At 66.3% G+C, this 24,979-nt stretch carries 24 protein-coding genes; 15 read left to right on the top strand and 9 right to left on the bottom strand.

What is annotated here, in order from left to right; translation table 11 throughout:
* The 3 genes from ACWKWX_RS31880 to ACWKWX_RS31870 all read right to left on the bottom strand — a co-directional run.
* Positions 1-291, bottom strand: a 291-nt coding sequence (locus tag ACWKWX_RS31880; protein WP_483829857.1) for a hypothetical protein, incomplete at its 3' end; no start/stop codon positions are given.
* 29 nt (positions 292-320) lie between these two features.
* Positions 321-578, bottom strand: a complete 258-nt coding sequence (locus ACWKWX_RS31875; RefSeq protein WP_416424839.1) for a hypothetical protein — start codon at positions 576-578, stop codon at positions 321-323.
* 231 nt (positions 579-809) lie between these two features.
* Positions 810-2,552, bottom strand: a complete 1,743-nt coding sequence (locus ACWKWX_RS31870; RefSeq protein WP_483829856.1) for a cytochrome c biogenesis protein DipZ — start codon at positions 2,550-2,552, stop codon at positions 810-812.
* A gap of 166 nt (positions 2,553-2,718) precedes the next feature.
* On the opposite strand from ACWKWX_RS31870, the gene ACWKWX_RS31865 reads away from it, so the two are divergent.
* Together ACWKWX_RS31865 and ACWKWX_RS31860 are read left to right on the top strand one after the other, a co-directional pair.
* Positions 2,719-3,378 carry a M24 family metallopeptidase gene (locus ACWKWX_RS31865; RefSeq protein ID WP_483829855.1) on the top strand — a complete coding sequence of 220 codons (660 nt, stop codon included), beginning with the start codon at positions 2,719-2,721 and terminating at the stop codon, positions 3,376-3,378.
* 72 nt (positions 3,379-3,450) lie between these two features.
* On the top strand, positions 3,451-3,879 hold the full coding sequence (locus ACWKWX_RS31860) for a TOBE domain-containing protein (protein ID WP_483829854.1): 429 nt from the start codon (positions 3,451-3,453) through the stop codon (positions 3,877-3,879).
* On the opposite strand, the gene ACWKWX_RS31855 is transcribed toward ACWKWX_RS31860, so the two are convergent.
* Positions 3,880-4,797 (bottom strand): bestrophin family protein, encoded by a 918-nt coding sequence (locus ACWKWX_RS31855; protein WP_473002689.1) that lies wholly within the window; start codon positions 4,795-4,797, stop codon positions 3,880-3,882.
* Positions 4,798-4,928: 131 nt separating this feature from the next.
* On the opposite strand from ACWKWX_RS31855, the gene ACWKWX_RS31850 reads away from it, so the two are divergent.
* From ACWKWX_RS31850 to ACWKWX_RS31815, 8 genes are all read left to right on the top strand, one after another.
* The gene (locus tag ACWKWX_RS31850; protein ID WP_416424834.1) at positions 4,929-5,195 is read left to right on the top strand and encodes a hypothetical protein; all 267 of its coding nucleotides are present in this window, start codon (positions 4,929-4,931) and stop codon (positions 5,193-5,195) included.
* Positions 5,196-5,395: 200 nt separating this feature from the next.
* Positions 5,396-6,619: a SpoIIE family protein phosphatase gene (locus tag ACWKWX_RS31845; protein WP_416424833.1), complete on the top strand. Its 1,224-nt coding sequence runs from the start codon at positions 5,396-5,398 to the stop codon at positions 6,617-6,619.
* Positions 6,612-7,178, top strand: a complete 567-nt coding sequence (locus ACWKWX_RS31840; RefSeq protein WP_416424832.1) for a SiaB family protein kinase — start codon at positions 6,612-6,614, stop codon at positions 7,176-7,178. Before ACWKWX_RS31845 ends, ACWKWX_RS31840 begins: the two co-directional genes overlap by 8 nt.
* 17 nt (positions 7,179-7,195) lie before the next feature.
* Positions 7,196-7,582: a DUF1987 domain-containing protein gene (locus ACWKWX_RS31835; protein ID WP_416424831.1), complete on the top strand. Its 387-nt coding sequence runs from the start codon at positions 7,196-7,198 to the stop codon at positions 7,580-7,582.
* A gap of 14 nt (positions 7,583-7,596) precedes the next feature.
* Positions 7,597-8,322 carry a GGDEF domain-containing protein gene (locus ACWKWX_RS31830; RefSeq protein ID WP_416424830.1) on the top strand — a complete coding sequence of 242 codons (726 nt, stop codon included), beginning with the start codon at positions 7,597-7,599 and terminating at the stop codon, positions 8,320-8,322.
* Between the two features lie 135 nt (positions 8,323-8,457).
* Entirely contained in the window at positions 8,458-8,880 is a 423-nt protein-coding gene (locus ACWKWX_RS31825) for a PA0061/PA0062 family lipoprotein (RefSeq protein ID WP_416424829.1), read from the top strand.
* Positions 8,881-9,152: 272 nt separating this feature from the next.
* Positions 9,153-10,250: a carboxynorspermidine decarboxylase gene (locus ACWKWX_RS31820; RefSeq protein ID WP_483829853.1), complete on the top strand. Its 1,098-nt coding sequence runs from the start codon at positions 9,153-9,155 to the stop codon at positions 10,248-10,250.
* Between the two features lie 28 nt (positions 10,251-10,278).
* Entirely contained in the window at positions 10,279-11,523 is a 1,245-nt protein-coding gene (locus tag ACWKWX_RS31815) for a saccharopine dehydrogenase family protein (RefSeq protein ID WP_416424827.1), read from the top strand.
* On the opposite strand, the gene ACWKWX_RS31810 is transcribed toward ACWKWX_RS31815, so the two are convergent.
* The gene (locus ACWKWX_RS31810) at positions 11,511-11,666 is read right to left on the bottom strand and encodes a hypothetical protein (RefSeq protein WP_483829852.1); all 156 of its coding nucleotides are present in this window, start codon (positions 11,664-11,666) and stop codon (positions 11,511-11,513) included. The two genes, ACWKWX_RS31815 and ACWKWX_RS31810, sit on opposite strands and share 13 nt — an antisense overlap.
* A gap of 133 nt (positions 11,667-11,799) precedes the next feature.
* Between ACWKWX_RS31810 and ACWKWX_RS31805 the strand changes: the two genes are divergently transcribed.
* The 5 genes from ACWKWX_RS31805 to fabV all read left to right on the top strand — a co-directional run bounded on the left by ACWKWX_RS31805 (position 11,800) and on the right by fabV (position 19,701).
* Positions 11,800-12,948, top strand: coding sequence for a phytoene/squalene synthase family protein (locus ACWKWX_RS31805; protein ID WP_473002683.1), 1,149 nt, complete (start codon positions 11,800-11,802; stop codon positions 12,946-12,948).
* Positions 12,945-14,906, top strand: a complete 1,962-nt coding sequence (shc, locus tag ACWKWX_RS31800) for a squalene--hopene cyclase (RefSeq protein ID WP_483829851.1) — start codon at positions 12,945-12,947, stop codon at positions 14,904-14,906. Before ACWKWX_RS31805 ends, shc begins: the two co-directional genes overlap by 4 nt.
* Entirely contained in the window at positions 14,903-15,652 is a 750-nt protein-coding gene (locus tag ACWKWX_RS31795) for a phosphorylase family protein (RefSeq protein ID WP_483829850.1), read from the top strand. Before shc ends, ACWKWX_RS31795 begins: the two co-directional genes overlap by 4 nt.
* A gap of 5 nt (positions 15,653-15,657) precedes the next feature.
* Positions 15,658-18,282, top strand: a complete 2,625-nt coding sequence (locus tag ACWKWX_RS31790) for an MMPL family transporter (protein ID WP_483829849.1) — start codon at positions 15,658-15,660, stop codon at positions 18,280-18,282.
* A 222-nt stretch (positions 18,283-18,504) separates the two neighbouring features.
* The gene (fabV, locus tag ACWKWX_RS31785; protein WP_483829848.1) at positions 18,505-19,701 is read left to right on the top strand and encodes an enoyl-ACP reductase FabV; all 1,197 of its coding nucleotides are present in this window, start codon (positions 18,505-18,507) and stop codon (positions 19,699-19,701) included.
* Between the two features lie 58 nt (positions 19,702-19,759).
* On the opposite strand, the gene ACWKWX_RS31780 is transcribed toward fabV, so the two are convergent.
* The 4 genes from ACWKWX_RS31780 to ACWKWX_RS31765 all read right to left on the bottom strand — a co-directional run bounded on the left by ACWKWX_RS31780 (position 19,760) and on the right by ACWKWX_RS31765 (position 24,546).
* Positions 19,760-21,379, bottom strand: coding sequence for an ArnT family glycosyltransferase (locus ACWKWX_RS31780; protein WP_483829847.1), 1,620 nt, complete (start codon positions 21,377-21,379; stop codon positions 19,760-19,762).
* Positions 21,380-21,489: 110 nt separating this feature from the next.
* On the bottom strand, positions 21,490-22,074 hold the full coding sequence (locus ACWKWX_RS31775) for a plasmid pRiA4b ORF-3 family protein (protein ID WP_483829846.1): 585 nt from the start codon (positions 22,072-22,074) through the stop codon (positions 21,490-21,492).
* A 64-nt stretch (positions 22,075-22,138) separates the two neighbouring features.
* Positions 22,139-23,512 (bottom strand): DHA2 family efflux MFS transporter permease subunit, encoded by a 1,374-nt coding sequence (locus tag ACWKWX_RS31770; RefSeq protein WP_483829845.1) that lies wholly within the window; start codon positions 23,510-23,512, stop codon positions 22,139-22,141.
* 224 nt (positions 23,513-23,736) lie between these two features.
* Positions 23,737-24,546: a gamma-glutamyl-gamma-aminobutyrate hydrolase family protein gene (locus ACWKWX_RS31765; RefSeq protein WP_473002676.1), complete on the bottom strand. Its 810-nt coding sequence runs from the start codon at positions 24,544-24,546 to the stop codon at positions 23,737-23,739.
* Positions 24,547-24,979: the final 433 nt, after the last annotated feature.

Genomic DNA, 24,979 nt, shown 5'->3' with positions numbered 1-24,979 from the left:
CGCTACGGGTCCCCTCCCTCCGGCGTCGCTCAAGCGGACGACGGCCCGGAATAGAAGCGCCTCCGGTTCCGTCTTCCTCGGCTCCGCCGAGGCCCGCTTGATCAACGCCTCCGGTCGGCCCGGGCGCTTAACGGGGCCAAGATCAAGATCAAGATCAAGATCAAGATCAAAAGCCAGATCAAAAGCCAGATCAAAAGCAAAGGCCGGATCAAAAGCCGGATCAAAAGCCAGATCAAAAGCTCGAGCCGGCGGCTTTCCGGGTTTGTTCGGGCATAAAAAAGCCCGGTTCAATGAACCGGGCCTGTTTGCCGCGCAGCATCTCAATAACGCTGATAGTCAGAACCAAACTCACGACGCACTTCCGCCACATAAATCGGCGCCTGCTGCTCCGCATGCTGGTGCGGCAGCACATGTTCGCTGCCGTTCTCGGCCATGCGCATGTTGCGGTCGCGGGCGTGTTCGGCGCCGTCCTGGGCCACGGTGGCCTGGGGGTGGCTGGTGACAGTTTGCGGGGTGGCGAAAGCGCTGCCGGTGGCCATCAGTGACAGGGCAAGGCTGAAGGTGATTACAGGTTTCATGGTGAGGCTCCAGAGTAGGTGGTGGAGAAAATGGAGCCAACTTTACGACCGGCCGCCGCGCAGGAAAAACTACCTGCGGGCATAGTGACTATCGATTTCGATGATTACCGCCATCGGCGCCTCTAGGGCGCCGGTTGGCGCAGGGCGCACAGGCGCCTGCGGCCATGGTCGGGGTTGATTCAGGCGCCCGGGTCGAGCAACCCTGCACGTTCGCCCGGCCCTTGGCGGCGGTCAGCCAAAGGTGAAGGCATAGGCCGAGACACCCGGGTCAAGGAATTCGATGCTGAAGGTGTGCTGGCTGATGTCCCCCGGCTGGCGCACCAACTGGTACAGGCGCTGTTCGGTGACCTGGCCGCTGCCGTCCGGCGCCACGTCGGTGCCGTGGGCATCGCCCGGCGCCTTGCCGTCGATCAGCACCTTGAAGCGCACCGGCTGGCCGTTGGTGCCGGGGCCTAGCACCAGGTGCAGGTCGCGGGCCTGGAAGCGGTAGGCGATTCGGCCGTTGGCCTGGCTGAGGGTGGCCTGTTCGGCGCCGATTCGCCATTGGCCTTCCACGCCCCACTGGTTCAGCTGCGGCTGGGCCGGCAATTGGTAGTGGACGTCCTTGTCGGCAGCTAGCGCCGGGGTGGAGGCGAAGTTTTCCGAGCGGCGGTAGCCCACGTAGGTTTCCGGCGAGCGCATGTCCTGGTTGTCGGCGGCCTGCTGCACGCCCTGGGCGTCGATGTTCACCAGGTCGCTGTTGAACTGGCCGTGGCCGGCTTCGCGCAACAGTTGCTGGATGACCCGTTCGGACTGCTCGTATTCGCCTTCGCCGAAGTGGTGGAAGCGGATCTTGCCCTGGGCGTCGACAAAGTAGTGGGCGGGCCAGTATTCGTTGTCGAAGGCGCGCCAGATCTTGTAGTCGTTGTCGATGGCCACGGGGTAGGTGATGCCGAGCTTCTTCATGGCCGCGGTGACGTTGCCCACGTCGCGCTCGAAGGCGAATTCGGGGGCGTGCACGCCGATCACCACCAGGCCCTGGTCGTGGTACTTGGCGGCCCAGGCCTTGAGGTAGGGCAGGGTGCGCAGGCAGTTGATGCAGGAGTAGGTCCAGAAGTCCACCAACACCACCTTGCCCTTCAGCGCCTCGGCGGTCAGCGGTGGCGAGTTGAGCCATTGCACGGCGCCGTCCAGCGCCGGCAGGTCGCCTTCCACCGGCAACGGCTGGGTGTCGCTGACGGTGACCGCGGCGGCCTGCACGGGGCGGTTTTTCTCGCCCAGCACGCGGTCCACCAGGTGCTGTTCCAGGCCGCCGGTGCTGGCAGTGGATAGCTGCGCCAGCACGCCGGTGTCCAGGCCCAGGGCAATGGCGGCGACGCCGGCCAGCATCAAGGCGCCCAGGCCGCGGCGGATCCACTCGCCCACGCCCAGGGCGCGTTTCATGGCGGCGAACAGCTTGCCGCCCACCAGCAGCGCGGCGGCCAGCGAGGTGGCGGCGCCGGCGGCGTAGGCCAGCAGCAACAGCGTGGTGCCGACGCTGGCGCCCTGCAGGGCGGCGCCGGTCAGCACCAGGCCGAGGATGGGGCCGGCGCAGGGCGCCCACAGCAGGCCGGTGGCCACGCCGATCAGGAACGAGGCGCCGGGGCGCGGCTGGTTGGTGGTGCCGGCGGCTTCCGACAGCCGGCTGCCGGCGGCCACCAACGGCCGGGTCAGGCGCTCGGCCAGCTGCGGCAGCAGCAGGGTCAGGCCGAACAGCGCCACGAACACCAGCGCCAGCCAGCGGCCATACTGGTTCAACTGCACCACCCAGGCACCGCCCACCGCGGCCAGGGACGCCACCAGGGCGAAGGTCACGGCCATGCCGGCCAGCAGCGGCAGGCCGCTCTTGACGAAGGGCTGGCCGGTGCGGGCGAACACGAACGGCAGCACCGGCAGGATGCAGGGGCTGACGATGGTCAACACACCCCCCAGGTAGACGATCAGTAGTAGCAGCATGAACTTGTCCTTTTCAGGCGGGGTGAATGGCGTTGTGGGAATGCTAACCATCCCGCGCTCGTGGAATCCTCACGGCCAGTTAAACATTTTGTGATATCTGCTGCGCAAGGTATCGCTATATAGTTTGCTGTATAGCGCTAATGGAACGATAACAGGAGTCACCGTGATGAATGCTTTCTCCAAAGAGGCCGTCGGCCCGTCCTACAGCCTGGCCTCGATGCAGCACGCCCAGGCCATGACCTGGCAGGCCATCGAGCTGCTGTCCCGGCGCATCGCGCCAGGCATGCTCGAATCCCAGGCCCGCGAGCTGGGCAAGCAGGTGCTGCAGGAGCTGGACATGCAGCGTATCTGGCACCCGCTGCTGGTGCGCTTTGGCGCCAACACCCTGAAGACCTTCAAGCAGCGTTCCGAGGGCGACCCGGTGCTGGGCGAGGACGACATCTACTTCATCGACATGGGCGCCGTGTGGCAAGGCCATGAAGGCGACGCCGGCGCCACGTTCACCACCGGCAGCGACCCGCAGAAAGCCGCCTGCGCCGCCGCGGCCAAGGCCCTGTTCGACCGCGTCGAGGCCTTCTGGCGCGCCCAGCAGGTCACCGGCCAGGCGCTGTACGACTACGCCGACGCCCAGGCGCGGGAGATGGGCTGGGTGCTGAACCTGAACATCAAGGGCCACCGCGTCAGCGACTTCCCCCACGCCATCTACCGCGGCGGCGACCTGGGCGATTTCGAGCAGGCGCCCAACGCCGGGCTGTGGATCCTGGAGATCCAGCTGGCGCACCCGAGCCTGCCGTACGGCGCCTTCTACGAAGACCTGCTGGTGTAGCGCTATGGTTGTAAGCACATAGCGCCAATACCGATGATGGCGCCTCGATTGCCACTCACAGGGAAGCACCGCATGAAAGTCAGCGCACGCAATGTATTCAAGGGCACCGTCAGCCAGGTCAACCCGGGGGCGGTGAACGCCGAGGTGGCGCTGGCCCTGCCCGGCGGCGAGACGCTGGTGGCGGTGGTGACCCTGGCCAGCGTCACCAGCCTGGGCCTGGCGGTGGGCAAGGAAGCGGTGGCGCTGGTCAAGGCACCGTGGGTGGTGCTGGTGACTGACACCGGCGGCTACCGCTTCTCGGCGCGCAACAGCCTGCAGGGCCAGGTGGTGCGCGTCGGCGACGGTGCGGTGAACGCCGAAGTGGTGCTGCGCCTGGCGGGCGGCACCGAGGTGTTTTCCATCGTCACCCGCGAGGCCGTGCAGGAGCTGGGCCTGGCCCCGGGCGTGACGGCCACGGCGCTGATCAAGGCCTCGCACATCATCCTCGGCGTCGCCGGCTGATTACATCAGCACGCCGTCCTCGGGTTCTTCGGGCAGGGCGGCGGGCACCTCCAGCAGTTCCTGCACGGCAATCTCGATGTGCCGGCACATGGCGTTCAGCGGCAGGTCGTTGGGTTGCAGGTCGAACGGGTCGGCGATCTGGTCGCCCAGGGCGTCCAGGCCGAAGAAGGTGTACGCCAGGATGCACACTGCCACCGGGGTGAACCAGCCGATGCTGTCGATCAGGCAGAACGGCAGCAGGAAGCAGTAGATGTGCACGGTGCGGTGCAGCAGCAGGATGTAGGGGTAGGGGATGGGCGTGTTCTTGATGCGCTCGCAACCGCCCAGCACGTAGGACAGCCGCGTCAGCTGCTGGTCGATGCCCATCTGCACCTGCTCGCCGGCGCCGGCCTGGCGTGCGGCGTCCTGGTAGCGCTTGCCCAGCAGGCCCAGCAGTGCGCTGGGCGGGTTCTGGTGGCCCAGCACCACGTGCCGCGCGTGTTCGTCCAGGCGCTCCAGGGTCTGCGGCGCCACCGCCTCGCGGCGCAGGAAATGCTTGAGCACATAGGCGAACGCCACCAGGCTGTGGCCCAACTGTTCGCGCTGCTCCGCGGCCAGGCTGGGCAGCAGGCTCAGGGTCTGGCGCGTGAGGTTGCGGCTGACGATCAACAACTCCCCCCACAAGGTCCGGGCTTCCCAGAAACGCTGGTAGGCCACGGTATTGCGAAAGCCGAGGAAGATCGCCAGGGTCAGGCCCCACAGGGTGAACGGCGTGGCGGTGAGCACCACCTTGAAGTGGAACAGGGTGCCGTGGATGGCCACCACCGCCGAGCTGATCAGCACCGTGAACAGCACCTTGCGCCAGATGGCCGGGATGATCGAACCCTTCAGCGAAAACAGCAGCGTCAGGGCGGAGGGGTTGTGGGGGCGGATGATCATGCGCGCATCGGGCTCCTGCGGGGCGGGAAAGGGGATTTGCCGTGGGCGGCCCAAGCGCTATATCATTTGGTATATAGCGAATGGCCCGCTGGTGCATCCTACCCGTTCATTTTGGCCCCTGGAACGCTGCAATGCGCGAAAGAATCTACCCCTACACGGCCTGGCTGCTGACCCGCAGCTTCCAGCCCCTGGAAATCGAGCTGATCGGCCCTGGCTACGCCGCCAGCGGCTACGACCGCACCGAGTCGGGCCGCAACTACCACGTGGACGAGCTGTACCCCAGCAAGGGGGCGGCCATTGCCTGCGGCGAAGACCGCCTGGCCGAGCTTGAAGCCGACATCGCCAAGCGCCAGGCCAGCCTGGACAAGCGCCGGGATGCGCTGTACCGGCACAAGTAGGCGCGGGGTCTACGCATTCACGTAGCAGCTGCCGCAGGCTGCGTCCTGGGCCTGACATGCGTGGGGGGAGGACGCAGCCTTCGGCAGCTGCTACGGGGGGAGATATGTGGGGTTGTAATATCATTTTAACATTGTATGGCTAGCATCGCGCCTTCACTTCGGGTCGGCCATACACCATGCACGCAGAAACCTTCCCCTTCATGCGTCCGAAACTTCCCCGCGATCACCGCTGTGCCGGTGACCTGTGCAAGGAAGTGCCCGCCATTGAATCCAGCGCCACCAACGCGCTGGTCATGGATATTTTTACCTCGCAAAAAGAGATGACCTGCCTGGCGGTGGTGGAAGGGCGCCGGCCCATCGGCCTGATCAACCGCAATATCTTCCTGTCGCAGATGAGCCGGCCGTTCCACCGCGAGCTGTATGACAAGAAAAGCTGCATCGCCTTCATGGACAAGGAACCGCTGATTGTCGATGCGCAGATGAGCATCGAGGCGCTGACCTTCAAGACCGTGGAGTACGGCGAGAAGGCCCTGTCCGACGGTTTCATCGTCACCCGTGGCGGCGACTTCGCCGGCCTGGGCAATGGCCTGCAGTTGATGGGCGTGGTGGCCGCCATGCAGGCGGAAAAGAACCGGCAGATGATGCAGAGCATCGAGTACGCCAGTGTGATCCAGCGCGCCATGCTGCGCGCCTCGCGCGATGCGCTGAAGTCGATGCTCGATGACGCCGCGCTGCTGTGGGAACCGCGCGACGTGGTGGGTGGCGACTTCTACCATTTTGGCGCCTACGACGACGGCTGGTTCGGCGCCATCGCCGACTGCACCGGCCACGGCGTGCCCGGCGCCTTCATGACCTTGATTGCCTCCTCCTCGCTGACCCGCGCGCTGGCCCAGTGTGGCCCGCGCGACCCGGCACGGCTGCTGTCGGCAGTCAACCGCAGCGTCAAGGAACTGCTAGGGCAGGTGGAAGGCGGCCAGGAACACCCCGAGTCGGACGACGGCCTGGACGCCGCGTTCTTCTGGTTCGACAGCGCCCGCCAGGTGCTCAGCTTCGCCGGCGCGCGCCTGGGCCTGTCGGTGCTGCACCCCGGCGCCGCTCAGGTCGAGACCCTGGCCGGCCAGCGCATGGGCGTCGGCTACGTGGCCAGCGAGCTGGATTACGCATGGCGCTGCGAGGAAGTGCCGATGCAGCCGGGCAGCCTGATGTTCATCGCCACCGACGGCCTGACCGACCAGATTGGCGGGCCAAAACGAATTGCGTTTGGAAAACGCAAGGCATTCGACACGCTCCTGGCCCACCGCCAGGCGCCGGCGGCTGCCATCTGCAATGAATTGCAACGTGCACTGGCGGGTTGGCAGGGAACGCAAACACGACGTGACGACCTCACCCTATTTTGCGCCCGGCTCAGGAACGACCATGGCTAACCCACACACCACACAGGACTGCACCTTTTTCGACCTTGCCCAGCAGCGCAACGTGATCTTCTATCACATGGGCTATTTCAGCCACAGCATCATCACCACCATGGCCGAGGTGATGAAGTTGCAGCTGGAAGTGGCCGGCGTCAGCGGCCCCACCCGGCGCAAGCTGTTCTCGTCGTTCGTGGAGCAGTCCCAGAACATCATCCACTATTCCTCCGACTGCCTGCGCACGCCGGTGGCCGAGGACGCCTCGGTGCGCCAGGGCGCGGTGTGCATCAGCGCCGAGGGCGACCGCTACCTGATGCAATGCGCCAACCCCATCGCCACCGACGACGTCGAGCGCCTGCGCGAAAAGCTGCTGGCGCTGTGCAAGATGTCCATCGATGAAATCAAGCAGGCCTACAAGGTGGTCCTGCGCGCCGAAACCCCCGAGGACAGCAAGGGCGCCGGCCTGGGCTTCCTGACCATGGCCCGCGACGCCAGCGCGCCACTGGAATTCAGCTTCCATCCGCGTGCGGACGAACCGGGCACCTCGCTGTTCTGCCTCAAAGCCACGATCTGAGTAGAGACACACTGAAAATGGATAATTTCTACGTTGAAGCCAGTGCCACATCGCCGGAAGTCGACTTCCGATTCGACCAGCACCTGCTGACCCTCAAGGGCGAGTCCTACCCGGAAAACGCCGCGGCGTTCTACGCCCCAGTGGTGCAGCACCTGCGCAGCTACCTGGAGGCCTGCAGCGGCGAGTGCATCACCGCCAACATCGCCCTGGCCTACTTCAACAGCTCCAGCACGAAGATGCTCTTCAGCATTTTCGACGCCCTGGACCAGGCCGCCCAGGCCGGCAATGAAGTCATCGTCAACTGGTACCACGACGAAGAAGACGAGACGATTTTCGAATTCGGCGAAGAGCTGCAGGCGGACTTCACCGCCATCCAGTTCAACGACCAGCCCGTGGCCAGTTGATGAGGAGTTCCGTGATGCCGGTAGCGTTGACCGAAGGGGTGCCCGACCTGTTCAAGAGCGAGTTCGACGCCCTGCAACACGCGCGCGGCGTGCTGGCCTTGCCCCAGGCCGATGCCGACCTGTACCGCCAGTCGCTGGTGGACATGGCCCTGCATTTCGAGCGCCTGATCCGCGAGACGCGCCGGCTGATCGGCCGCAGCGACCGCGCCGAGCGCGAGATGAACACCCTCAACGCGCAGCTGCAGATACTGGCCCGGCAGTTGGAACACCGCGCCACCCACGACGCGCTGACCGGGGTGCTGAACCGCGGCGCGATCATCGAGCAGACCAGCAGCACCCTGTCACGTATTGGCGTGGCGATGATCGTGCTGGACATCGACCACTTCAAGAAGGTCAACGACGAGTACGGCCACCCTGCTGGCGACGGCGTGATCCAGGGCATCGTCGGCTGCCTGCGGCAGATCGTCGGCGAGCGCGGGCTGATCGGCCGCGTGGGTGGCGAGGAGTTCACCGTGCTGTTGCCCGGCGGCAACCTCGATGACGGCCTGGGCGTGGCCGAGGCCATGCGCGCGGCCATCGCCGGCCACGTGTTCATGCACCCGGTGAACCGCCCGGTCACCGCCAGCTTCGGCGTCAGCGCCCACCCGGCGGGCACCGGTTTCGACCTGGCCTATGGCAGCGCCGACGCTGCGCTGTACCGCGCCAAGCGCGCCGGGCGCAACCGCGTGGAAGGCGCGTAGCGGGTTTTTCTGTAAACGGTCTGAAATTCGTTTCATGGGGATTCATTGGGCAGGGCAGGGGCGCTCGGCGAAGATTGGCCCATCGCCGGCAGCCTGCCGCGCAACGCTCCAACGACCCTTTCCGGGAGGAACCCCATGAACCTGAAAGCACTGACGCTGATCCCTGTCCTGGGCCTTGCCGCCTTGCTCTCGGCCTGTGCCGGCACGATGCCCAAGCCCGACCCGCACGACGCCTGGGTAGGGCTGCAGGAAGAGGCGCGCGACAACATGCTGGCCGAGCAGCTGGACGGCCACCCGCTCAAGGACGGCCGCTACTTCCAGGTAGCGCCGGGCAAGCACAGCATGCAGGTGGTGGTGTACGCCGCCAGCAGCGTGTACGTCGACGACAAGACCTGCCACGGCACCCTGGCCTATGCCCACTTCAAGCCTGACGAGCACTACCAGCTGCGCGAGACCAGCACCGGCATGAGCATGGGCCTGGCCCTGGGTGTGGACCTGGTCAACGACCGCGGCCGCACGGTGGCGCACACCGACCAGTTCACCTGCGCCGCCGGCTGATCCCAGCCGCCCCGCGCCTGCACCCGTAGCCGCTGCCGCAGGCTGCGCTGGCCCTGTGCCTCGCTGGAGATCTCCAGTGAAGCGGACGGCCAGCGCAGCCTGCGGCAGCGGCTACGCAGTCTCCGATCGTCGATTTCCTCCCGCAAATCACCGCCAGCCTGCCAATGTGAAACATTGACGCAGCAAAATGCGCAATCTGCCCTTTCCCCCCGCCCTGAGAGAAGGCACAATTCGCGTCCATTTTTTTGGCTGGCCTTGCCGGAGGCTTCGACATGATCCAGACCCCGTATTACCTCATCGACAAAACCAAGCTCTTGGCCAACATGCAGAAGATCGCCTACGTGCGCGAACACTCTGGCGCCAAGGCCCTGCTGGCACTCAAGTGCTTCGCCACCTGGTCGGTGTTCGACCTGATGCAGCAGTACATGGACGGCACCACCTCGTCTTCGCTCTACGAGCTGAAGCTGGGCCGCCAGAAATTCGCCGGCGAGACCCACGCCTACAGCGTCGCCTGGGCCGATGACGAAATCGGCGAGATGCTGGAGAACTGCGACAAGATCATCTTCAACTCCATCGGCCAGCTGCAACGCTTCGCGCAGGCGAGCGAAGGCAAGGTCCGCGGCCTGCGCGTGAACCCGCAGGTGAGCAGCTCCGACTACCTGCTGGCCGACCCGGCGCGCCCGTTCAGCCGCCTGGGCGAGTGGGACCCGGCGAAGGTCGAAGGCGTGATCGAGCAGATCAGTGGCTTCATGTTCCACAACAACTGCGAGAACGGCGACTTCGGCCTGTTCGACCAGATGCTGGGCACCATCGAAGAGCGCTTCGGCCACCTGCTGCACAAGGTTGAGTGGGTGAGCCTGGGCGGCGGTATCCATTTCACCGGCGAAGGCTATGCTTTGGATGAGTTCTGCGCGCGCCTGAAGGCGTTCTCGCAGAAGTACGGCGTGCAGGTGTACCTGGAGCCGGGCGAAGCCGCCATCACCCAGAGCGCCTCGCTGGAAGTGACTGTGCTCGACACCCTGTACAACGGCAAGCACCTGGCCGTGGTCGACAGCTCCATCGAAGCGCACATGCTCGACCTGCTGATCTACCGCCTGAACGCCAAGCTGGCGCCAAGCGAAGGCGAGCACACCTACATGGTCTGCGGCAAATCGTGCCTGGCCGGCGACATCTTCGGCGAGTACCAATTCGACCGTCCCCTGGCCATTGGCGACCGCCTGTCGTTCGTCGACGCGGCCGGCTACACCATGGTCAAGAAAAACTGGTTCAACGGCCTGAAAATGCCGTCCATCGTAGTGAAACAACTCGACGGTACCGTCGAGGTGGTTCGTGAATTTGGTTTTGACGATTACCTGTCCAGCCTTTCGTAAGCTGGCGGCTTAAGGAGAAGTAAAGAAATTGAAGAAGAACGTTCTTATCATTGGTGCAGGAGGTGTCGCCAAGGTGGTGGCCCACAAGTGCGCGCAGCACAACGACGAACTCGGTCGTATTGCCATCGCGTCGCGTAACATCTCCAAATGCCAGGCCATCATCGACAGCGTCAAGGCCAAGGGCAGCCTCAAACAGCCCGCTGACATCAAGGCGTTCGCGTTGAATGCACTGGATGTCGAAGCAACCAAGGCGTTGATCCGCGAGACCGAATCGCAGATCGTCATCAACGTCGGCTCCGCGTTCCTGAACATGTCGGTGCTGCGTGCCTGCATCGATACCGGTGTGGCGTACCTGGACACCGCGATTCACGAAGAACCGGGCAAAATCTGCGAGACGCCGCCCTGGTACGGCAACTACGAGTGGAAACACCTCGAGGAATGCCAGCAGAAGAACATTACCGCCATCCTGGGCGTGGGCTTCGACCCGGGCGTCGTGAACGCCTATGCCGCACTGGCGAAACAACAGCATTTCGACCGCATTGACTCCATCGACATCCTCGACGTCAATGCTGGCTCCCATGGCAAATACTTTGCCACCAATTTCGACCCGGAAATCAACTTCCGCGAATTTACCGGGCAAGTCTGGAGCTGGCAGAACAGCCAGTGGACCAGCAACACCATGTTCGAAGTCAAGCGCACCGACGACCTGCCGGTAGTGGGTTCGCAGAACCTGTACCTCACCGGTCACGACGAAGTGCACTCGATCTCCAAGAACCTCGACGTGCCTAACGTGCGCTTCTGGATGAGCTTCGGCGAGCACTACATCAACGTCTTCACCGTGCTGAAAAACCTGGGCCTGCTGTCCGAACAGCCGGTCAAGACTGCCGAAGGCCTGGAAGTGGTGCCGTTGAAAGTGGTCAAGGCCGTGCTGCCGGACCCCTCGTCCCTGGCACCGGGCTACACCGGCAAGACCTGCATCGGCGACCTGGTCAAGGGCACCAAGGATGGCCAGCCGCACGAGCTGTTCATCTACAACGTGGCCGACCACGAGGAAGCCTACGCCGAGACCGACAGCCAGGGCATCTCCTACACCGCTGGCGTGCCACCGGTGGCCGCTGCCTTGCTGGTCGCCCGTGGCGAGTGGGACGCGCAACGCATGGTCAACGTCGAGGAGCTGCCAGCCGAGCCGTTCCTCAAGGCGCTGGACGTGATGGGCCTGCCGACCCGCATCAAGGACGCCAAGGGCGACCGCCCGTGGGATCAGCCAGCCTGATTCCCTGATGCGCTGGTAACACCAAAGCCGCTGCCCCCTGGGCAGCGGCTTTTTTGTGGGCGCTGGCGACGCGCGTCCTCGGTGCCATCTGCAAACCATTCCCAGCCCTTCATGAACTCTTCCATCCAATCCATAAGTTCCATGGATACCCTTGTTTTTTCTACTATGATTTTCCCCGAGGGTTGAGCCCAGGTGCCGCGCGACAGACGCAGCCCTGCCGTGCCACCCCGAACACTGAGCCATTTCTGACCGTCCCCAAAAAAGGAAGGCCCCGGCATGCCCATGTTCGAGCCGCGTGAGGTTGAGGGTTCCGTGACCCCCACCGCCGATGAATACCAGGACGCGATACTGCCCAAGGTGTCGCGCACCTTTGCGTTGACCATTCCGCAGTTGCCGCCCAGCTTGCGCCGGGCCGTGACCAATGCCTACCTGCTGTGCCGGGTGGCCGACACCATCGAAGACGAGCCGGTGTTCGACGCCCAGCAGAAGCGCCGCTTCGAGGACGGCTTCATCGATGCGGTGACCGGGCGCATCGACCCCAAGGCCTTCGCCGCCGAAGTGGCGCCGTTGTTCTCCCAGGAGACCTCGGCGGCCGAGCGCGAACTGGTGGGGCAGTTGCCGCTGGTGCTGCAGGTGACCCACAGCCTCACGTCGCCGCAACGCGAGGCCATCCTCAAGTGCCTGACCATCATGTCCCACGGCATGCACGACTTTCAGCGCACGGTGGGCCGCCATGGCCTGGACACCCTGCGTGACCTGGATTGCTACTGCTACTGCGTGGCCGGCGTGGTGGGCGAGATGCTCACCGAGCTGCTGCTGGACCACGACCCGCAGCTGCGCGCCCAGCGCGACAACCTGATGCGCCTGGCGGTGTCGTTCGGCCAGGGGCTGCAGATGACCAACATCCTCAAGGACCAATGGGAAGACCACGAGCACGGCGTGTGCTGGTTGCCCCAGGACGTGTTCAGCCGCTACCAGGTGCAATTGCAGTCCCTGCACGCCGGCGCCCACGAAGGCAACTACGCCGGGGCCATGGCCGAGTTGATCGGCGTCGCCCACGCGCACCTGCGGCGGGCGCTGGAGTACACGCTGATGATCCCGGTGCGCCATGGCGGCTTCCGGCGCTTCTGCCTGTGGAGCATTGGCCTGGCGGTGCTGACCTTGCGCAAGCTGCAGCAGAACCTGGACTTCTGCCACGGCGCCCAGGTGAAGATTTCCCGTCGCGCGGTGGCCTGCACCCTGACCCTGACGCGCCTGAGCGGCAACTCCAATGCCGGCCTTGGCTGGCTGTTCGCCACGGCGGCGCGCGGCCTGCCGTTGACGCCGCTGGCCAGTGAGTGGAGCGCACCGCTGTGGCCCAAGAGCGCCATCGCCTATTCCATGGAACCGGTGCTGGTGGCCGAACAGGTGGACCTGCGCCCATGATGGACGACAGCATGCTGCTGGGCGCCGGCCTGGCCCCCGAGCCGACCCTGGCGCTGGACCCGGCCATCGAGCGCGCCCGCGAGGCCCTGCTCAAGCGCCAGCGGGCCGACGGCCACTGGTGCTTCGAGCTGGAATCGGACTGCACCATCACCGCCGAATACATCCTGATGATGCACTTCACCGACGACATCGACACCGCCCTGCAGGCGCGCATGGCGGTGTACCTGCGGCAGATCCAGGTGCGCGACGGCCACGGTGGCTGGGCCCAGTACACCGGTGGCGCGCTGGACATTTCCTGCACGGTGAAGGCCTATTACGCCCTGAAGGCCGCCGGTGATTCGCCCCAGGCACCGCACATGCGCCAGGCCCGCGAGGCGCTGCTGGCGCTGGGTGGCGCGGCGAAGAGCAACGTCTTCACGCGCATCCTGCTGGCCATGTTCGAGCAGGTGCCGTGGCGCGCCGTGCCCTGGGTGCCGGTGGAGCTGATCCTGCTGCCGCGCTGGGCGCCGATCCATATCGACAAGATCGCCTACTGGGCGCGCACCACCCTGGTGCCGCTCACCGTGCTGTGCTCGCTGAAGGCCAGGGCGGCCAACCCGCACCAGGTGGATATTCGCGAGCTGTTCGTCACGCCGCCCGAGCAGGAGCGCGATTACTTCCTGCGCGACAGCCTGCTCAAGGTGCTGTTCCTGGGCCTGGACAAGGTCGGCCGTGGCCTTGAGCGGCTGATTCCGCGAGGTTTGCGCCAACGCGCACTGGACCGCGCCAGGGATTGGTTCGTGGCGCGCCTGAACGGCGAGGACGGCATGGGCGCGATTTTCCCGCCCATGGTCAACGCCTACGAGGCCCTGGGCCTGCTGGGCTACGCCAAGGACCACCCGTTGCGGCTGACCTGCAAGCGCGCGCTGGACCGCCTGCTGGTGGAGCGCGACGACGGCAGCACCTACTGCCAGCCGTGCATGTCGCCGGTGTGGGACACCGGCTGGAGCATGATGGCCCTGCTGCACAGCGGCGACCCGGGCAAGGTCGACCCGGCGTTGCAGCAGGCCCGCGACTGGCTGGTGGCGCGCCAGGAGCTTGAGTTCAAGGGCGACTGGGCGGTGAACGCCGCCCACGTCCGGCCCGGTGGCTGGGCGTTCCAGTACCTCAATGCCTATTACCCGGACATCGATGACACTGCGCTGGTGGCAGCGCTGTTGCAGCTGCTCGACCGGCGCTTCGACAGCCCCGGCGCCCATGGCCCCAGCGTGCAGCGCGCCCGTGAGTGGATGCTGGCGCTGCAGTCGCGCAACGGCGGCTTTGGCGCCTTCGACGCTGACAACACCTGCTACTACCTCAACGCCATTCCCTTTGCCGACCACGGCGCCTTGCTCGACCCGCCCACCGAGGACGTCAGTGGTCGCGTGGCCGCCTGCCTGGGCGTGCTGGGCGACCACGGCGCCGCCACGCGCCGCTGCGTGGCCTACCTGCGCGACGCCCAGCGCGCGGACGGCAGCTGGTGGGGGCGCTGGGGCAGCAACTACATCTATGGCACCTGGAGCACCGTGTCGGGGCTGGTGCTGGCCGGCGAAGACCCGCAGCAGCCGTACCTGCGCCGGGCGGTGGAATGGCTGCGCAGCCGCCAGCACCGCGACGGTGGCTGGGGCGAAACCAATGACAGCTACATCGACCCGATGCTGGCCGGCACCAACGGCGGCCTCAGCACGCCGCATTCCACCGCCTGGGCGGTGCTGGCGCTGCTGGCCCTGGGCGAGGTGGACGGGGCCGCGGTGCAGCGGGGCGTCGCCTGGCTGCAGGCGCACCAGCAGGCCGACGGCCTGTGGTCGGACCCGGCGCACAACGCGCCCGGCTTCCCACGGGTGTATTACCTGAAATACCACGGCTACGCGGCGTACTTCCCGCTGTATGCCCTGGCCCGCTACCGTGAACTGCGCGCGCGCCCCAGGGGGGCGGTGTGAGGCCCAGCGCCGTTGGCATAGTGGTGGCCTTGCAGGCCGAGGCCCAGGCCTTGGCCAACGCCGCGGCGCTGCCGGGGCGCGTGCTGGAACTGCCCGATGGCGGCCGCCTGTGGCTGGCCGGCATGGGCCAGGCAGCGGCCGGGCAGGGCGCCCGTGCCCTGGCCGACAGCGGCGTGCAGGCCCTGGCCAGTTTCGGCGTGGCCGGGGCGCTGGACGACTCGTTGCGCAGCGGCGTATTGCTGTGCCCCTCGCACGTGGTGGACGAACAGGGCTACCTGTTTGCCTGCGACCCCTCGTGGAGCGAGCGCCTGTGCCAGCGCCTGACCACGGCCGGGGTGCCGGTGCGCTACGACCAGGCCCTGGCCAGCCTCGGCCAGACCTTGAGCGACGGCGCCGCCAAGCGCGCCGCCGGGCAGCTGTACCTGTGCGCTGCGGTGGACCTTGAGAGCGCCGCCGTGGCCGCCGTGGCCCGCGAGCGTGGCTTGCCGTTCCTGGCGCTGCGGGCCATTGTCGATGAAGTCGACGACCGCCTCCCGCCGGCGCTGCAAGGGGCCATCGACCCCTGGGGCCAGGCGCGGCCGCTGGCGTTGGTGCGGGCGTTCCTGCGCCGGCCCTGGTTGCTGCTGCGCCTGCCGGGCCTGGCGCGGCGCATGGGCAAGGCCTTGAAGGCGCTGCGCACTGCCGCCCGCGCCGCCCCTTGCCTGGGGGCGGTGGTGGGCCAGGGCCAGCGGCCGCGGGTCTCATGAGGGGCGTGCATCAGCTCATCGCCACCCTGGTCCACCACTGCGCCCGCCGGCCCTGGACGGTGTTGGTGGTCGCCGCGCTGTTGGCGCTGCTGAGCCTGCAGGCCGCCAGCCACCGGCTGAGCATGGACACCGACGCCGACCACCTGTTTGCCGATGACCTGCCCTGGCGCCAGCAGAGCCAGGCGTTCGCCCGGCAGTTTCCGCAGTTCAGCGACACCCTGGTGGTGGTTATCCGCGCGCCCAGCGACGAGGAGGCCCACGACGCGGCGGTCACCCTGGCGGGGCAACTGGCGGCGGACAACGCGCATTTCCGCGAGGTGTCGACGCCGGGCATCAGCACCTTCTTCGACCGCGAGGGGCTGATGCTGCTGCCCCCCGACGAGCTCTACAGCGTCATCGACAGCATGACCCAGGGCGGCCAACTGCTCGACCCGCTGGCCGCCGACCCCAGCGCCCGCGGGCTGTTCAAGGCCCTGGACCGGCTGGTGGAGGGCGTGAGCATGGGCATGGACCTGGTGCCCTACAACGTCGCCCTGGGCCGGGTCGCCGACACCTTCGAGCAGGCTCAGGCCGGGCGCCCGGCGCCGTTGTCCTGGCAGGCGCTGCTCACCCCGCAACTGGCCGGCCGCAGCGGTGGGCTGCAACTGATTCTGCTGCAACCGGTGCTTGACCACGAGGCGCTGGAGCCCGGGCAGGCGGCCACGGCCGCATTGCTGCAACTGGCCGCCGCGCTGCCCGAGGTCAAGGCCGGGCGGGTGCAGGTCAACTACACCGGCTCGGTGCCGCTGGCGGACGAGGAATTCGAGTCGCTGAGCGACCGCGCGGTGCCTATCGCCCTGGGCGGCGGCCTGCTGGTGATCGTGTTGCTGGTGCTGGCGCTGCGCACCTGGCAGAGCGTGCTGGCGGTGCTGTTGACCCTGGTGCTGGGGCTGGTCTACACCCTGGGCTACGCGGCGTTGGCGGTGGGGCGTTTGAACCTGGTGTCGGTGGCCTTTGCGGTGCTGTTCATTGGCCTGGCGGTGGATTTCGGCATTCAGTTCGGCGTGCGCCTGCGGGCCCTGGAGCAACCCGGGCAAAGCCTTGCCGCCAGCCTGCGGCTGACCGGGCTGGAGGTGGGCGGGCAGATCGGCCTGGCGGCCCTGGCCACCGCCTGCGGCTTCCTGGCGTTCGCCCCCACTTCGTTCAGCGGCATGGCCGAGCTGGGCAGCATCGCCGGGGTCGGCATGCTGCTGGCCCTGGCCTGCACCCTGACCGTGCTGCCGGCGTTGCTCGGCCTGCTGCCGCGCAGCCGCCGTGCCAGCGCCGGTGAAACCGGCCTGCCCGGCGGCCACCGCGGCGATGCCTGGCTGGCGCGGCGGCGCTGGCCGGTGCTGGGGGTGTTCGGGCTGCTGGCCATAGGCGGTCTGTACAGCGCCCTCAGCATGCCCTTCGACGCCAACCCGCTGCACACCAAGCGCGCCGACACCGAGGCCATGCTGACGCTCACCGGCCTGATGGATGACCCCAACACCAATCCCTTCACCCTCAACGTGCTGGCCCCGGACCTGGACAGCGCGCGTATCCTCAGTGCCCGCCTCAGCGCCTTGCCCGACGTGGCCCAGGTGGTCTCGGGGGCCGATTTCGTGCCTTTGAACCAGACCCAGCAACTGGACCAGATTCGCCAGGCGCTGGACCTGATGTACGGCGTGCTCGAACCGCGCCAGGCCCTGCCTGCACCCACTGCGGCGCAACTGCGCGAGGCGGCGGCGCACACCCATGCGGCCATTGCCGGCCTTGGCGCCCAGGTGCCACCCGGCACGCCGCTGGCGCGCATCAGCGCGGCGCTCGACGGCCTGGCCCGGGGCCCGGACAGTGCCTTGCTGCTGGCCAACCAGGCGCTGGCGCAGTTCCTGCCGGTGACCTTCAAGCGCCTGGCCGATTCGCTGGCGGCGCAGCCCATCAGCGCCGAGGGCCTGCCCGAAGGGTTGCGGCGCGACTGGTTCACCGCCGATGGCCAGGTGCGCGTGCAGGTCACCCCCGGCGCCCAGGCCCAGAGCACCGAGGGCTTGCGGCGCTTTGTGGCCAGCGTGCAGAAGGTCGCGCCACAGGCAGTGGGGGCCGCACTGGACACGGTGCAGGCCGCCGACACCATTCTGCAGGCGTTCGAACAGGCGGCGCTGTACGCCACCCTGGCCATCGCCGAGGTGCTGGTGCTGGTGTTGCGGCGGCTGCGCGACATGGCGCTGGTGCTGGCCACGCTGCTGATGTCGGCGCTGCTCACGGCGCTGTTCGCGCGGCTGCTGGGCATGTCGCTGAACTTCGCCAACATCATTGCCCTGCCGTTGCTGCTGGGGGTGGGGGTGTCGTTCAACATCTACTTCGTGATGAACGCCCGCGCCGGCCAGCGCCAGTGCCTGGGCTCGCCCACGGCGCGGGCGGTGCTGTTCTCGGCGCTGACCACCGGCACCGCGTTCGGCAGCCTGGCCATCGCCCGGCACCCGGGCACGGCCAGCATGGGCCTGCTGTTGTTGCTGAGCCTGGCGGCGGTGCTGGTGTCGACGTTCGCCTTCCTCCCGGCGCTGCTGTATTCCCCCGTGGCGACACGGACCGTAGCCGCTGCCGAAGGCTGCGCTGGCCCTGAACCACGCTGAAGATGTTCCGTGTACTGGCTGGCCAGCGCAGCCTGGCGGCAGCGGCTACGGCGATCGTCGTGGCGGTTGTGGAGGGTGGCGCGCACGGCAGGAAAATCCGTTTACAATGCGCCCACTTCATATTTGTCGTCATTGCCCGTGACGCGCAGCCGTTATGGGCGTCTATGAAACAGACATGGGCGCGACACTGGCCCACAGCACACCGCATAGGGAGCTCTATACATGATCATCAAACCACGCGTTCGCGGCTTCGTCTGCGTGACCACACATCCCACTGGCTGCGAAGCGAACGTCAAGGAACAGATCGACTACGTGAAGCAGCACGGCGCCATCAACGATGGCCCGAAGAATGTGCTGGTGCTGGGTGCTTCCACCGGCTACGGCCTGGCCGCGCGCATCAGCGCCGCCTTCGGTTGCGGTGCCAAGACCCTGGGCGTGTTCTTCGAGCGCGAAGGTGACGAGAAGAAGGCTGGCACCGCCGGCTGGTACAACACCGCGGCCTTCCACAAGTTTGCCGAGGCCGAAGGCCTGTACGCCAAGAGCATCAACGGCGACGCGTTCTCCGACGAGATCAAGCGCCAGACCATCGAGGCCATCAAGCAGGACCTGGGCAAGATCGACCTGGTGGTCTACAGCCTGGCTGCCCCGCGCCGCCTGCACCCCAAGACCGGCGAACTGCTGAGCTCGACCCTCAAGCCACTGGGCAAGTCCGTGACCCAGCGCGGCGTCAACACTGACAAGGGCACCGTCGAAGAGACCACCCTGGAACCCGCTTCCCAGGCCGAGATCGACGGTACCGTGGCCGTCATGGGCGGTGAAGACTGGCAGATGTGGATGGACGCGCTGCAGGAAGCCGGTGTACTGGCCGAAGGCGCCAAGACCACCGCGTTCACCTACCTGGGCGAGAAGCTGACCCACGACATCTACTGGAACGGTTCGATTGGCGAAGCCAAGAAGGACCTGGACAAGAAAGTCCTGAACATCCGCGAGAACCTCGCCCCGCTGGGCGGCGACGCGCGCGTGTCGGTGCTCAAGGCCGTGGTTACCCAGGCCAGCTCGGCCATCCCGATCATGCCGCTGTACCTGTCGCTGCTGTTCAAGGTGATGAAAGAGCAGGGCACCCACGAAGGCTGCATCGAGCAGGTCTACGGCCTGTTCAAGGACAGCCTGTACAACGCCCAGCCTATCCTGGACGCCGACGGCCGCCTGCGCGCCGACTACAAGGAGCTGGCCCCGGAAGTACAGGCCAAGGTTGAGGCGCTGTGGAACGAAGTGACCACCGAGAACCTCAGCGACCTGACCGACTTCGCCGGTTACAAGCATGAGTTCCTGCGCTTGTTCGGCTTCGAGATCGCCGGTGTCGACTACGACGCCGACGTGAACCCGAAGGTCGATATTCCCAACCTGATCCAGGGTTGATGGAATGAAAAACGGGGCGCTTGAAGCGCCCCGTTTTTTTATGGGGGGATTTTGCTGTTTATGGCACCTGGAACACCAGTAGCGCATTGCCGTTGAGCTTGCCGCTGTACACAGGCTCAAGGCCCGGCACCAAATTACGCTCGCTGCGCGCCACGATCACCCAGGCCGGGTGCGGCAGTTTGGCCGGGTCCACGGCGTCGACGAACAGCGGCGTCGGCACCTCGTCATGGTCCAGGTTCATCATGTAGCGCACCGCCCAGGTGTCGCGGCCCAGGTTGACGAACACCAGGGTGCCCGGGTTGGCCGCGCGCAGGCCTTCCACGTGCTGCACGAAGGTTTGCGTGTCGAACTGGCGGTCCTGCTCGGGCTCCACCATCTTCACCAGCAGCCACCATTGCGCAGCCAGTGCCACCAGGCTCAGCAGCACCAGGCGCCGCGCGCGTTCGGCACTGCTGCACCAGGCCCACAGGGCGGCGAACTGCAGCAGCACCAGGCCGCCGACCAGCAGGAACAGCGACACGTCCGGCCAGTAGTCATGCTTGCGCCACAGGTGGTGGCAGGTGAACACGATGATGATGCCCAGCCCCGGCAGCACGGCCACCAGCCACTGGTAGGCGCGACCCACCCGCGCCAGCCAGCCCTGGGCATTGAGCAGGCCGTAGGCGGCGACGGCGGCGAACAGCGGCACCATCGGCAGCACGTAGTAGGCGCGCTTGAAGTGCGGCACCGATAGCCCCAGCAGAATCATCAGGCCGCAGGCGCCCAGGCGGATGGCCAGTTGCACGTCGGCGTCCTGGCCGCGGGTGCTCCAGCGGTGGCGCAGGGCAATCAGCGTGGCCAGGGCCAGGGGCACCACTGGGAAGTAGCGGTACAGGCTCAGCTGGAAGTAGAAGAAGAACGGCTTGCCGCTTTCATCCAGGCGGCCGCCCACCTGCATGTTGCGCACGTCCTGGGCGAAGCTGTCGCCGCCGGCGATGCGCGCCAGTTCCATCAGCAGCCACCAGCCACCGCCCATCAGCAGCAGGCCGACCACGCCATAGCCGAGCACGCGCTTGATGCGCAGCACGGCTGCGGCACGGTCGGGCGCCACGCCCAGGGCCCAATAGGTGCAGGCCACGCCGCACACTTCCACTAGCCCCAGGGGCCCGCGAATGGCGAAGCCCAGTGCGAACAACGGGAACACCGACCCGCGCAGCACTCGCGAGCCGAGCGCCTCGCTGCGGTGCAGCAGGTAGAAGCAGGCCAGGCACAGCAGTGCGCTCATCTGGTCCAGGCACACCGAGCGCGACTTCTCCAGCCACTGGGTGGTGAGCGCGGTCAGCAGCACCGCCAGCAGGCCCCAGGCGCGACTGAACGGCGCCAGCAGGCGGTACAGCAGGGCCAACACGCCGGCCGAGGCAATGGCGGTGGGCAGCACGTTGGCCAGGTGGTTGGGTGCGCCGAACAGCCGCGCGCACAGGTAGCTCATGAAGGTGGCCGTGCCGGGGTAGTCGGCGTAGGGCTGGCCGTAGGTGGTGGGGAACAGGCTGGGCCCGTGGCGGAACATCTCCTGCAGGAACAGCGCCCAGCGGCCGTCGAAGCCCTGGGGTTGCTCGTTCCAGATGCCCAGGCTGAACAGCGCCAGGGCAACGAAGAAAATCAGTAGTGCGTGCAGCCGAATGCGGTGGGCGTGATCCATCTTTAATCCATACGCTCGATCAAGTCCCGGCGATGCTAGCCATTTCCTTTTACGTAGTTGTGAAAGGAGTGTCGTGGCGGGGTGGTCGTGGCATGAAAGTGTTGCTCTGTTCAGCGTTCGTTCAAGTCATCGCGGTCCCAGGTGTGGCGCAGGCGCTTGAGACGCTTGTTGACCCGGTCGATGTCCCAGGTGCTGGCATCGAAGGGCTGGCCGTGCCAGTCCAGCATGGCCTCGTGCTCGGGGTGCAGCGGGTCGGCCATGGCCTCGACGAACTGGCTGTAGCCGCCGGGGCCGCCGGCGTCCTCGGGAGGCCCGGCGTTGGCGCCGTCCAGGCAGCGCGGCAGTTCGGCCGGTGGGTTGCTGGGCAGGTACGGCATGACGCTGATCTGGTGTTCCCATTCGTCACCCATGTCATACACGTAGCTGAAGGTGCTGGCGGTGCCCAAGGCATGGGCCAGCGTCACGCCGGCTTCGTCGTTCAGCGGCGGGCTGTCAGTGTCTGGCACGCCGTAGGTGGCGCCCTGGATGTGGAACTCGTGCAGGTGCATGTCGTGCCAGCCCAGGGCGGCCTGCAGCGCCTGGTGCAGGTGCGGCAGGGTAATGCCGGGGGGCACCAGCAGGTGGCGCCAGATCACCGGTTCTATATCGGCCAGTTCGATGCGCAGCAACAGGGCAGGGACGCGGGTCTTGGGCATGGGCGGCGACCCTCGGGGGCGTGGGCGGGTCTCCTGAGTCTATGCAATAAACACGACGGGGCGGTTACCGCGAGGGTGCCAGCTGTCGCTCGGTTTCCAGCGCGCGGAAAATCAGCCCGGAGGCCAGGGTGAACAGCCCGGTGACGATGAACGCCCAGCGGTAAGCCATGGCTGCCTCGCCGGCGCTGGCCGACAGCAGGTTGACCACCCCACCGCCGATGATCACCCCCAGGCCGATGGCCAAGATCTGCACCATGGAGAACAGGCTGTTGCCGCTTCCGGCGTCGCGGGCGCCCAGGCCCTTGAGGGTGACGCTGTTCATGGCGGCGAACTGCATGGAGTTGCTGGCGCCGAAAATGCCGATCTGCAGAATTTCCAGGGCCAGCGGCCAGCCGGGGGAGATCAGCCCGAACGAGGCGATGCTGGCGCCCACCAGCACGGTGTTCACCAGCAGGAAGCGGTTGTAGCCGAAATGCTGCACCAGCGGCACCACGTAGCGCTTGGAAAGAATGCCGCCCACCGCCGCCGGCAGCAGCATCAGGCCCGAGTGCAGCGGCGAATAGCCCAGTTGCAGTTGCATCAGCAGCGGCAGCAGGAAGGGCACGGCGCCGGAGCCAATGCGGCACAGCAGGTTGCCGACCAGGCCGACGCTGAAATTGCGCTGGCCGAACAGCGCCAGGGAGAACAGCGGGTTCTGCCGCCTGCGGGCGTGGGGGATGTAGCACAGCGCCGCAGCCAGGGCGACGCCGAACAGCATGGCGCTGAGCAGGCCCTGGTGACGGTCGCCGGGCACGTCCAGGGCCAGCGAGAACGCCGCCATGCATAACGACAGCAGGCCGCAGCCGACGAAGTCGAAGGGCGGCGGCTGGGTCAGGGCGTCATCCGTGAGGAAGCGCCGTACCGCCACCATGCCCAGCACGCCGATGGGTATGTTGATCAGGAAAATCCAGTTCCAGGCCAGGCTCTGGGAGATCCAGCCGCCCAGCACCGGGCCGATCAGCGGGCCCACCTGGCCGGCCACCGAAACCATGGCCAGGGCGGCGATGTACTGCTCGCCGGTGACACTGCGCAGCACCGCCAGGCGGCCGATGGGCAGCAGCATGGAGCCGCCGATGCCTTGCACCACGCGGGCGGTGACCAGTTCGGGAAGGCTTTGCGAGGCGGCGCACAGCACCGAGCCGATGACGAACAGCAGGATGGCCAGGAAGTAGATGCGCCGCGTGCCGAAACGGTCGGCCAGCCAGCCGGAGGCGGGGGTGAGCATGGCCATGGTCAGCGAATACGCCACCACCACCGGCAGCATGTCCAGCGGCTGTTCGCCCAGGGCGTTGGCCATGGAGGGCAGGGCGGTGTTGACGATGGTGGTGTCGAGGGTCTGCATGAAGAAACCCGAGGCCACGATCCACAGTAGCGCGGTGTTTCTTGCTGAACCAGGCATGTCGAGCTCCACGTCGCGAATGCAGGCAAATGTACCGGGCGGGGAGGGGGTGCGTCAAAGTGCCGCAGATGAAAAAAGCCCGACGCAGAGGCCGGGCGAGGAGGAAAACGGTATTGCGTGAGGCCCCGCAGCAGCGGCCTTGGGCGCGATGGCGCCGCGTCTGGTACGCCGCGGCGCTTGCATCACGGCCAAGGCCGGCTCCTGCGGGGTGGTGTTGCCCTTGATCAGGCGGCGCTGCCGTAGGCGCCGGCCTTCTTCTGCACCTGGCGGCGGCAGGCCTGGCCGAAGGCTTCGAAGATTTTCACCGAATCGGGGTTCTTCGCGGCTTGCCACTCGGGGTGCCATTGCACCGCGAACAGGAACGACGACAGGCTCGGGCCGTGAATGGCCTCCACCAGGCCGTCTTCGGCGCGGGCGATGGCTTCCAGGCCCTTGCCCAGGGTTTTCAGGCCCTGGCCGTGCAGCGAGTTGACGCGGATCGAGTCGGTGCCCAGCAGCGAGTGCAGCCAGCTGTTGGCGGTGACCTGCACGCTGTGCGCCGGGGCGTACTGCACCTCGACCGGGTCTTCGCTGTTTTCGCGGTGGTCGTTGAAGCCGGGCTCGGCATAGACCTTCTGGTACATGTCGCCGCCCAGCGCCACGTTGATCTCCTGCATGCCGCGGCAGATGCCGAAGATCGGCAGGCCACGGGCCAGGGCGGCACGCACCAGCGGCAGGTCGAACAGGTCGCGGTCGCGGTCCTGGGCCTTGCCGGGGGTCTGGTTGTCCTGGCCGTACAGCGACGGGTCGATGTTGCTGCCGGCGCCGGTCAGGTACACGCCGTCGGCCATGTCCAGGTACTGTTCCAGGTCGTCGGTGCCGCAGCAGGTGGGCACCAGCACGGGCACGCAGCCGGCGTGGTCGACGATGGGGACGATGTATTTGTGGGTCATGACCTGGTAGTCGTGCCCTTTGCGTTCCTGGGCACCCATGGACATAAGGACGACGGGTTTGCGGAATTTTTGTTTGTTATTGCCAATGTTGCTGTTGGACATATATCACCTTGGGACAGGCACGGCCTATCGTTTTTGTGCAGGCGCGCCGCGGATGAAACAGGCGCTACCTGAGGCTCCGAGCACTGCCGGCTGTGCGACAAAATGTCCACGCCGGTCGGTAGCCTGGGTGATAGCCTGCCACAGCCGTTTATTATGTCAAACACTTCCCGGTGATTTGCGTCCAAAATATTTTTCGTTTCTCGCCGTGAAAGCCCTTGTTTTTCGGGTTTTTATCGGTTTTGGCGCCCTATGTTTTAAATTTTTTATGCCCGGAATCGTCATGGGTGTTCAGGATAATGGAATGCAGCGCTTTTGCTTTGGCTTGTGATCTGGCTTGTGATCTGGCTCTTGATTTTGCTTTTGATCTGGCTCTTGATCTTGATTGTATGCCCCGTAAAGCGCCCGGGCCGACTGGAGGCGTCGATCAACGGGC

The sequence above is a fragment of the Pseudomonas imperatae genome (genome assembly GCF_057128625.1).
This window is presented reverse-complemented; position numbering and strand designations above follow the sequence as displayed.

Coding starts and splice junctions, on each gene's coding strand:
- ACWKWX_RS31875 (WP_416424839.1), bottom strand. CDS start 578: ATGAAACCTGTAATCACCTTCAGCCTTGCCCTGTCACTGATGGCCACC.
- ACWKWX_RS31870 (WP_483829856.1), bottom strand. CDS start 2,552: ATGCTGCTACTACTGATCGTCTACCTGGGGGGTGTGTTGACCATCGTC.
- ACWKWX_RS31865 (WP_483829855.1), top strand. CDS start 2,719: ATGAATGCTTTCTCCAAAGAGGCCGTCGGCCCGTCCTACAGCCTGGCC.
- ACWKWX_RS31860 (WP_483829854.1), top strand. CDS start 3,451: ATGAAAGTCAGCGCACGCAATGTATTCAAGGGCACCGTCAGCCAGGTC.
- ACWKWX_RS31855 (WP_473002689.1), bottom strand. CDS start 4,797: ATGATCATCCGCCCCCACAACCCCTCCGCCCTGACGCTGCTGTTTTCG.
- ACWKWX_RS31850 (WP_416424834.1), top strand. CDS start 4,929: ATGCGCGAAAGAATCTACCCCTACACGGCCTGGCTGCTGACCCGCAGC.
- ACWKWX_RS31845 (WP_416424833.1), top strand. CDS start 5,396: ATGCGTCCGAAACTTCCCCGCGATCACCGCTGTGCCGGTGACCTGTGC.
- ACWKWX_RS31840 (WP_416424832.1), top strand. CDS start 6,612: ATGGCTAACCCACACACCACACAGGACTGCACCTTTTTCGACCTTGCC.
- ACWKWX_RS31835 (WP_416424831.1), top strand. CDS start 7,196: ATGGATAATTTCTACGTTGAAGCCAGTGCCACATCGCCGGAAGTCGAC.
- ACWKWX_RS31830 (WP_416424830.1), top strand. CDS start 7,597: ATGCCGGTAGCGTTGACCGAAGGGGTGCCCGACCTGTTCAAGAGCGAG.
- ACWKWX_RS31825 (WP_416424829.1), top strand. CDS start 8,458: ATGAACCTGAAAGCACTGACGCTGATCCCTGTCCTGGGCCTTGCCGCC.
- ACWKWX_RS31820 (WP_483829853.1), top strand. CDS start 9,153: ATGATCCAGACCCCGTATTACCTCATCGACAAAACCAAGCTCTTGGCC.
- ACWKWX_RS31810 (WP_483829852.1), bottom strand. CDS start 11,666: ATGGAACTTATGGATTGGATGGAAGAGTTCATGAAGGGCTGGGAATGG.
- ACWKWX_RS31805 (WP_473002683.1), top strand. CDS start 11,800: ATGCCCATGTTCGAGCCGCGTGAGGTTGAGGGTTCCGTGACCCCCACC.
- shc (WP_483829851.1), top strand. CDS start 12,945: ATGATGGACGACAGCATGCTGCTGGGCGCCGGCCTGGCCCCCGAGCCG.
- fabV (WP_483829848.1), top strand. CDS start 18,505: ATGATCATCAAACCACGCGTTCGCGGCTTCGTCTGCGTGACCACACAT.
- ACWKWX_RS31780 (WP_483829847.1), bottom strand. CDS start 21,379: ATGGATCACGCCCACCGCATTCGGCTGCACGCACTACTGATTTTCTTC.
- ACWKWX_RS31775 (WP_483829846.1), bottom strand. CDS start 22,074: ATGCCCAAGACCCGCGTCCCTGCCCTGTTGCTGCGCATCGAACTGGCC.
- ACWKWX_RS31770 (WP_483829845.1), bottom strand. CDS start 23,512: ATGCCTGGTTCAGCAAGAAACACCGCGCTACTGTGGATCGTGGCCTCG.
- ACWKWX_RS31765 (WP_473002676.1), bottom strand. CDS start 24,546: ATGTCCAACAGCAACATTGGCAATAACAAACAAAAATTCCGCAAACCC.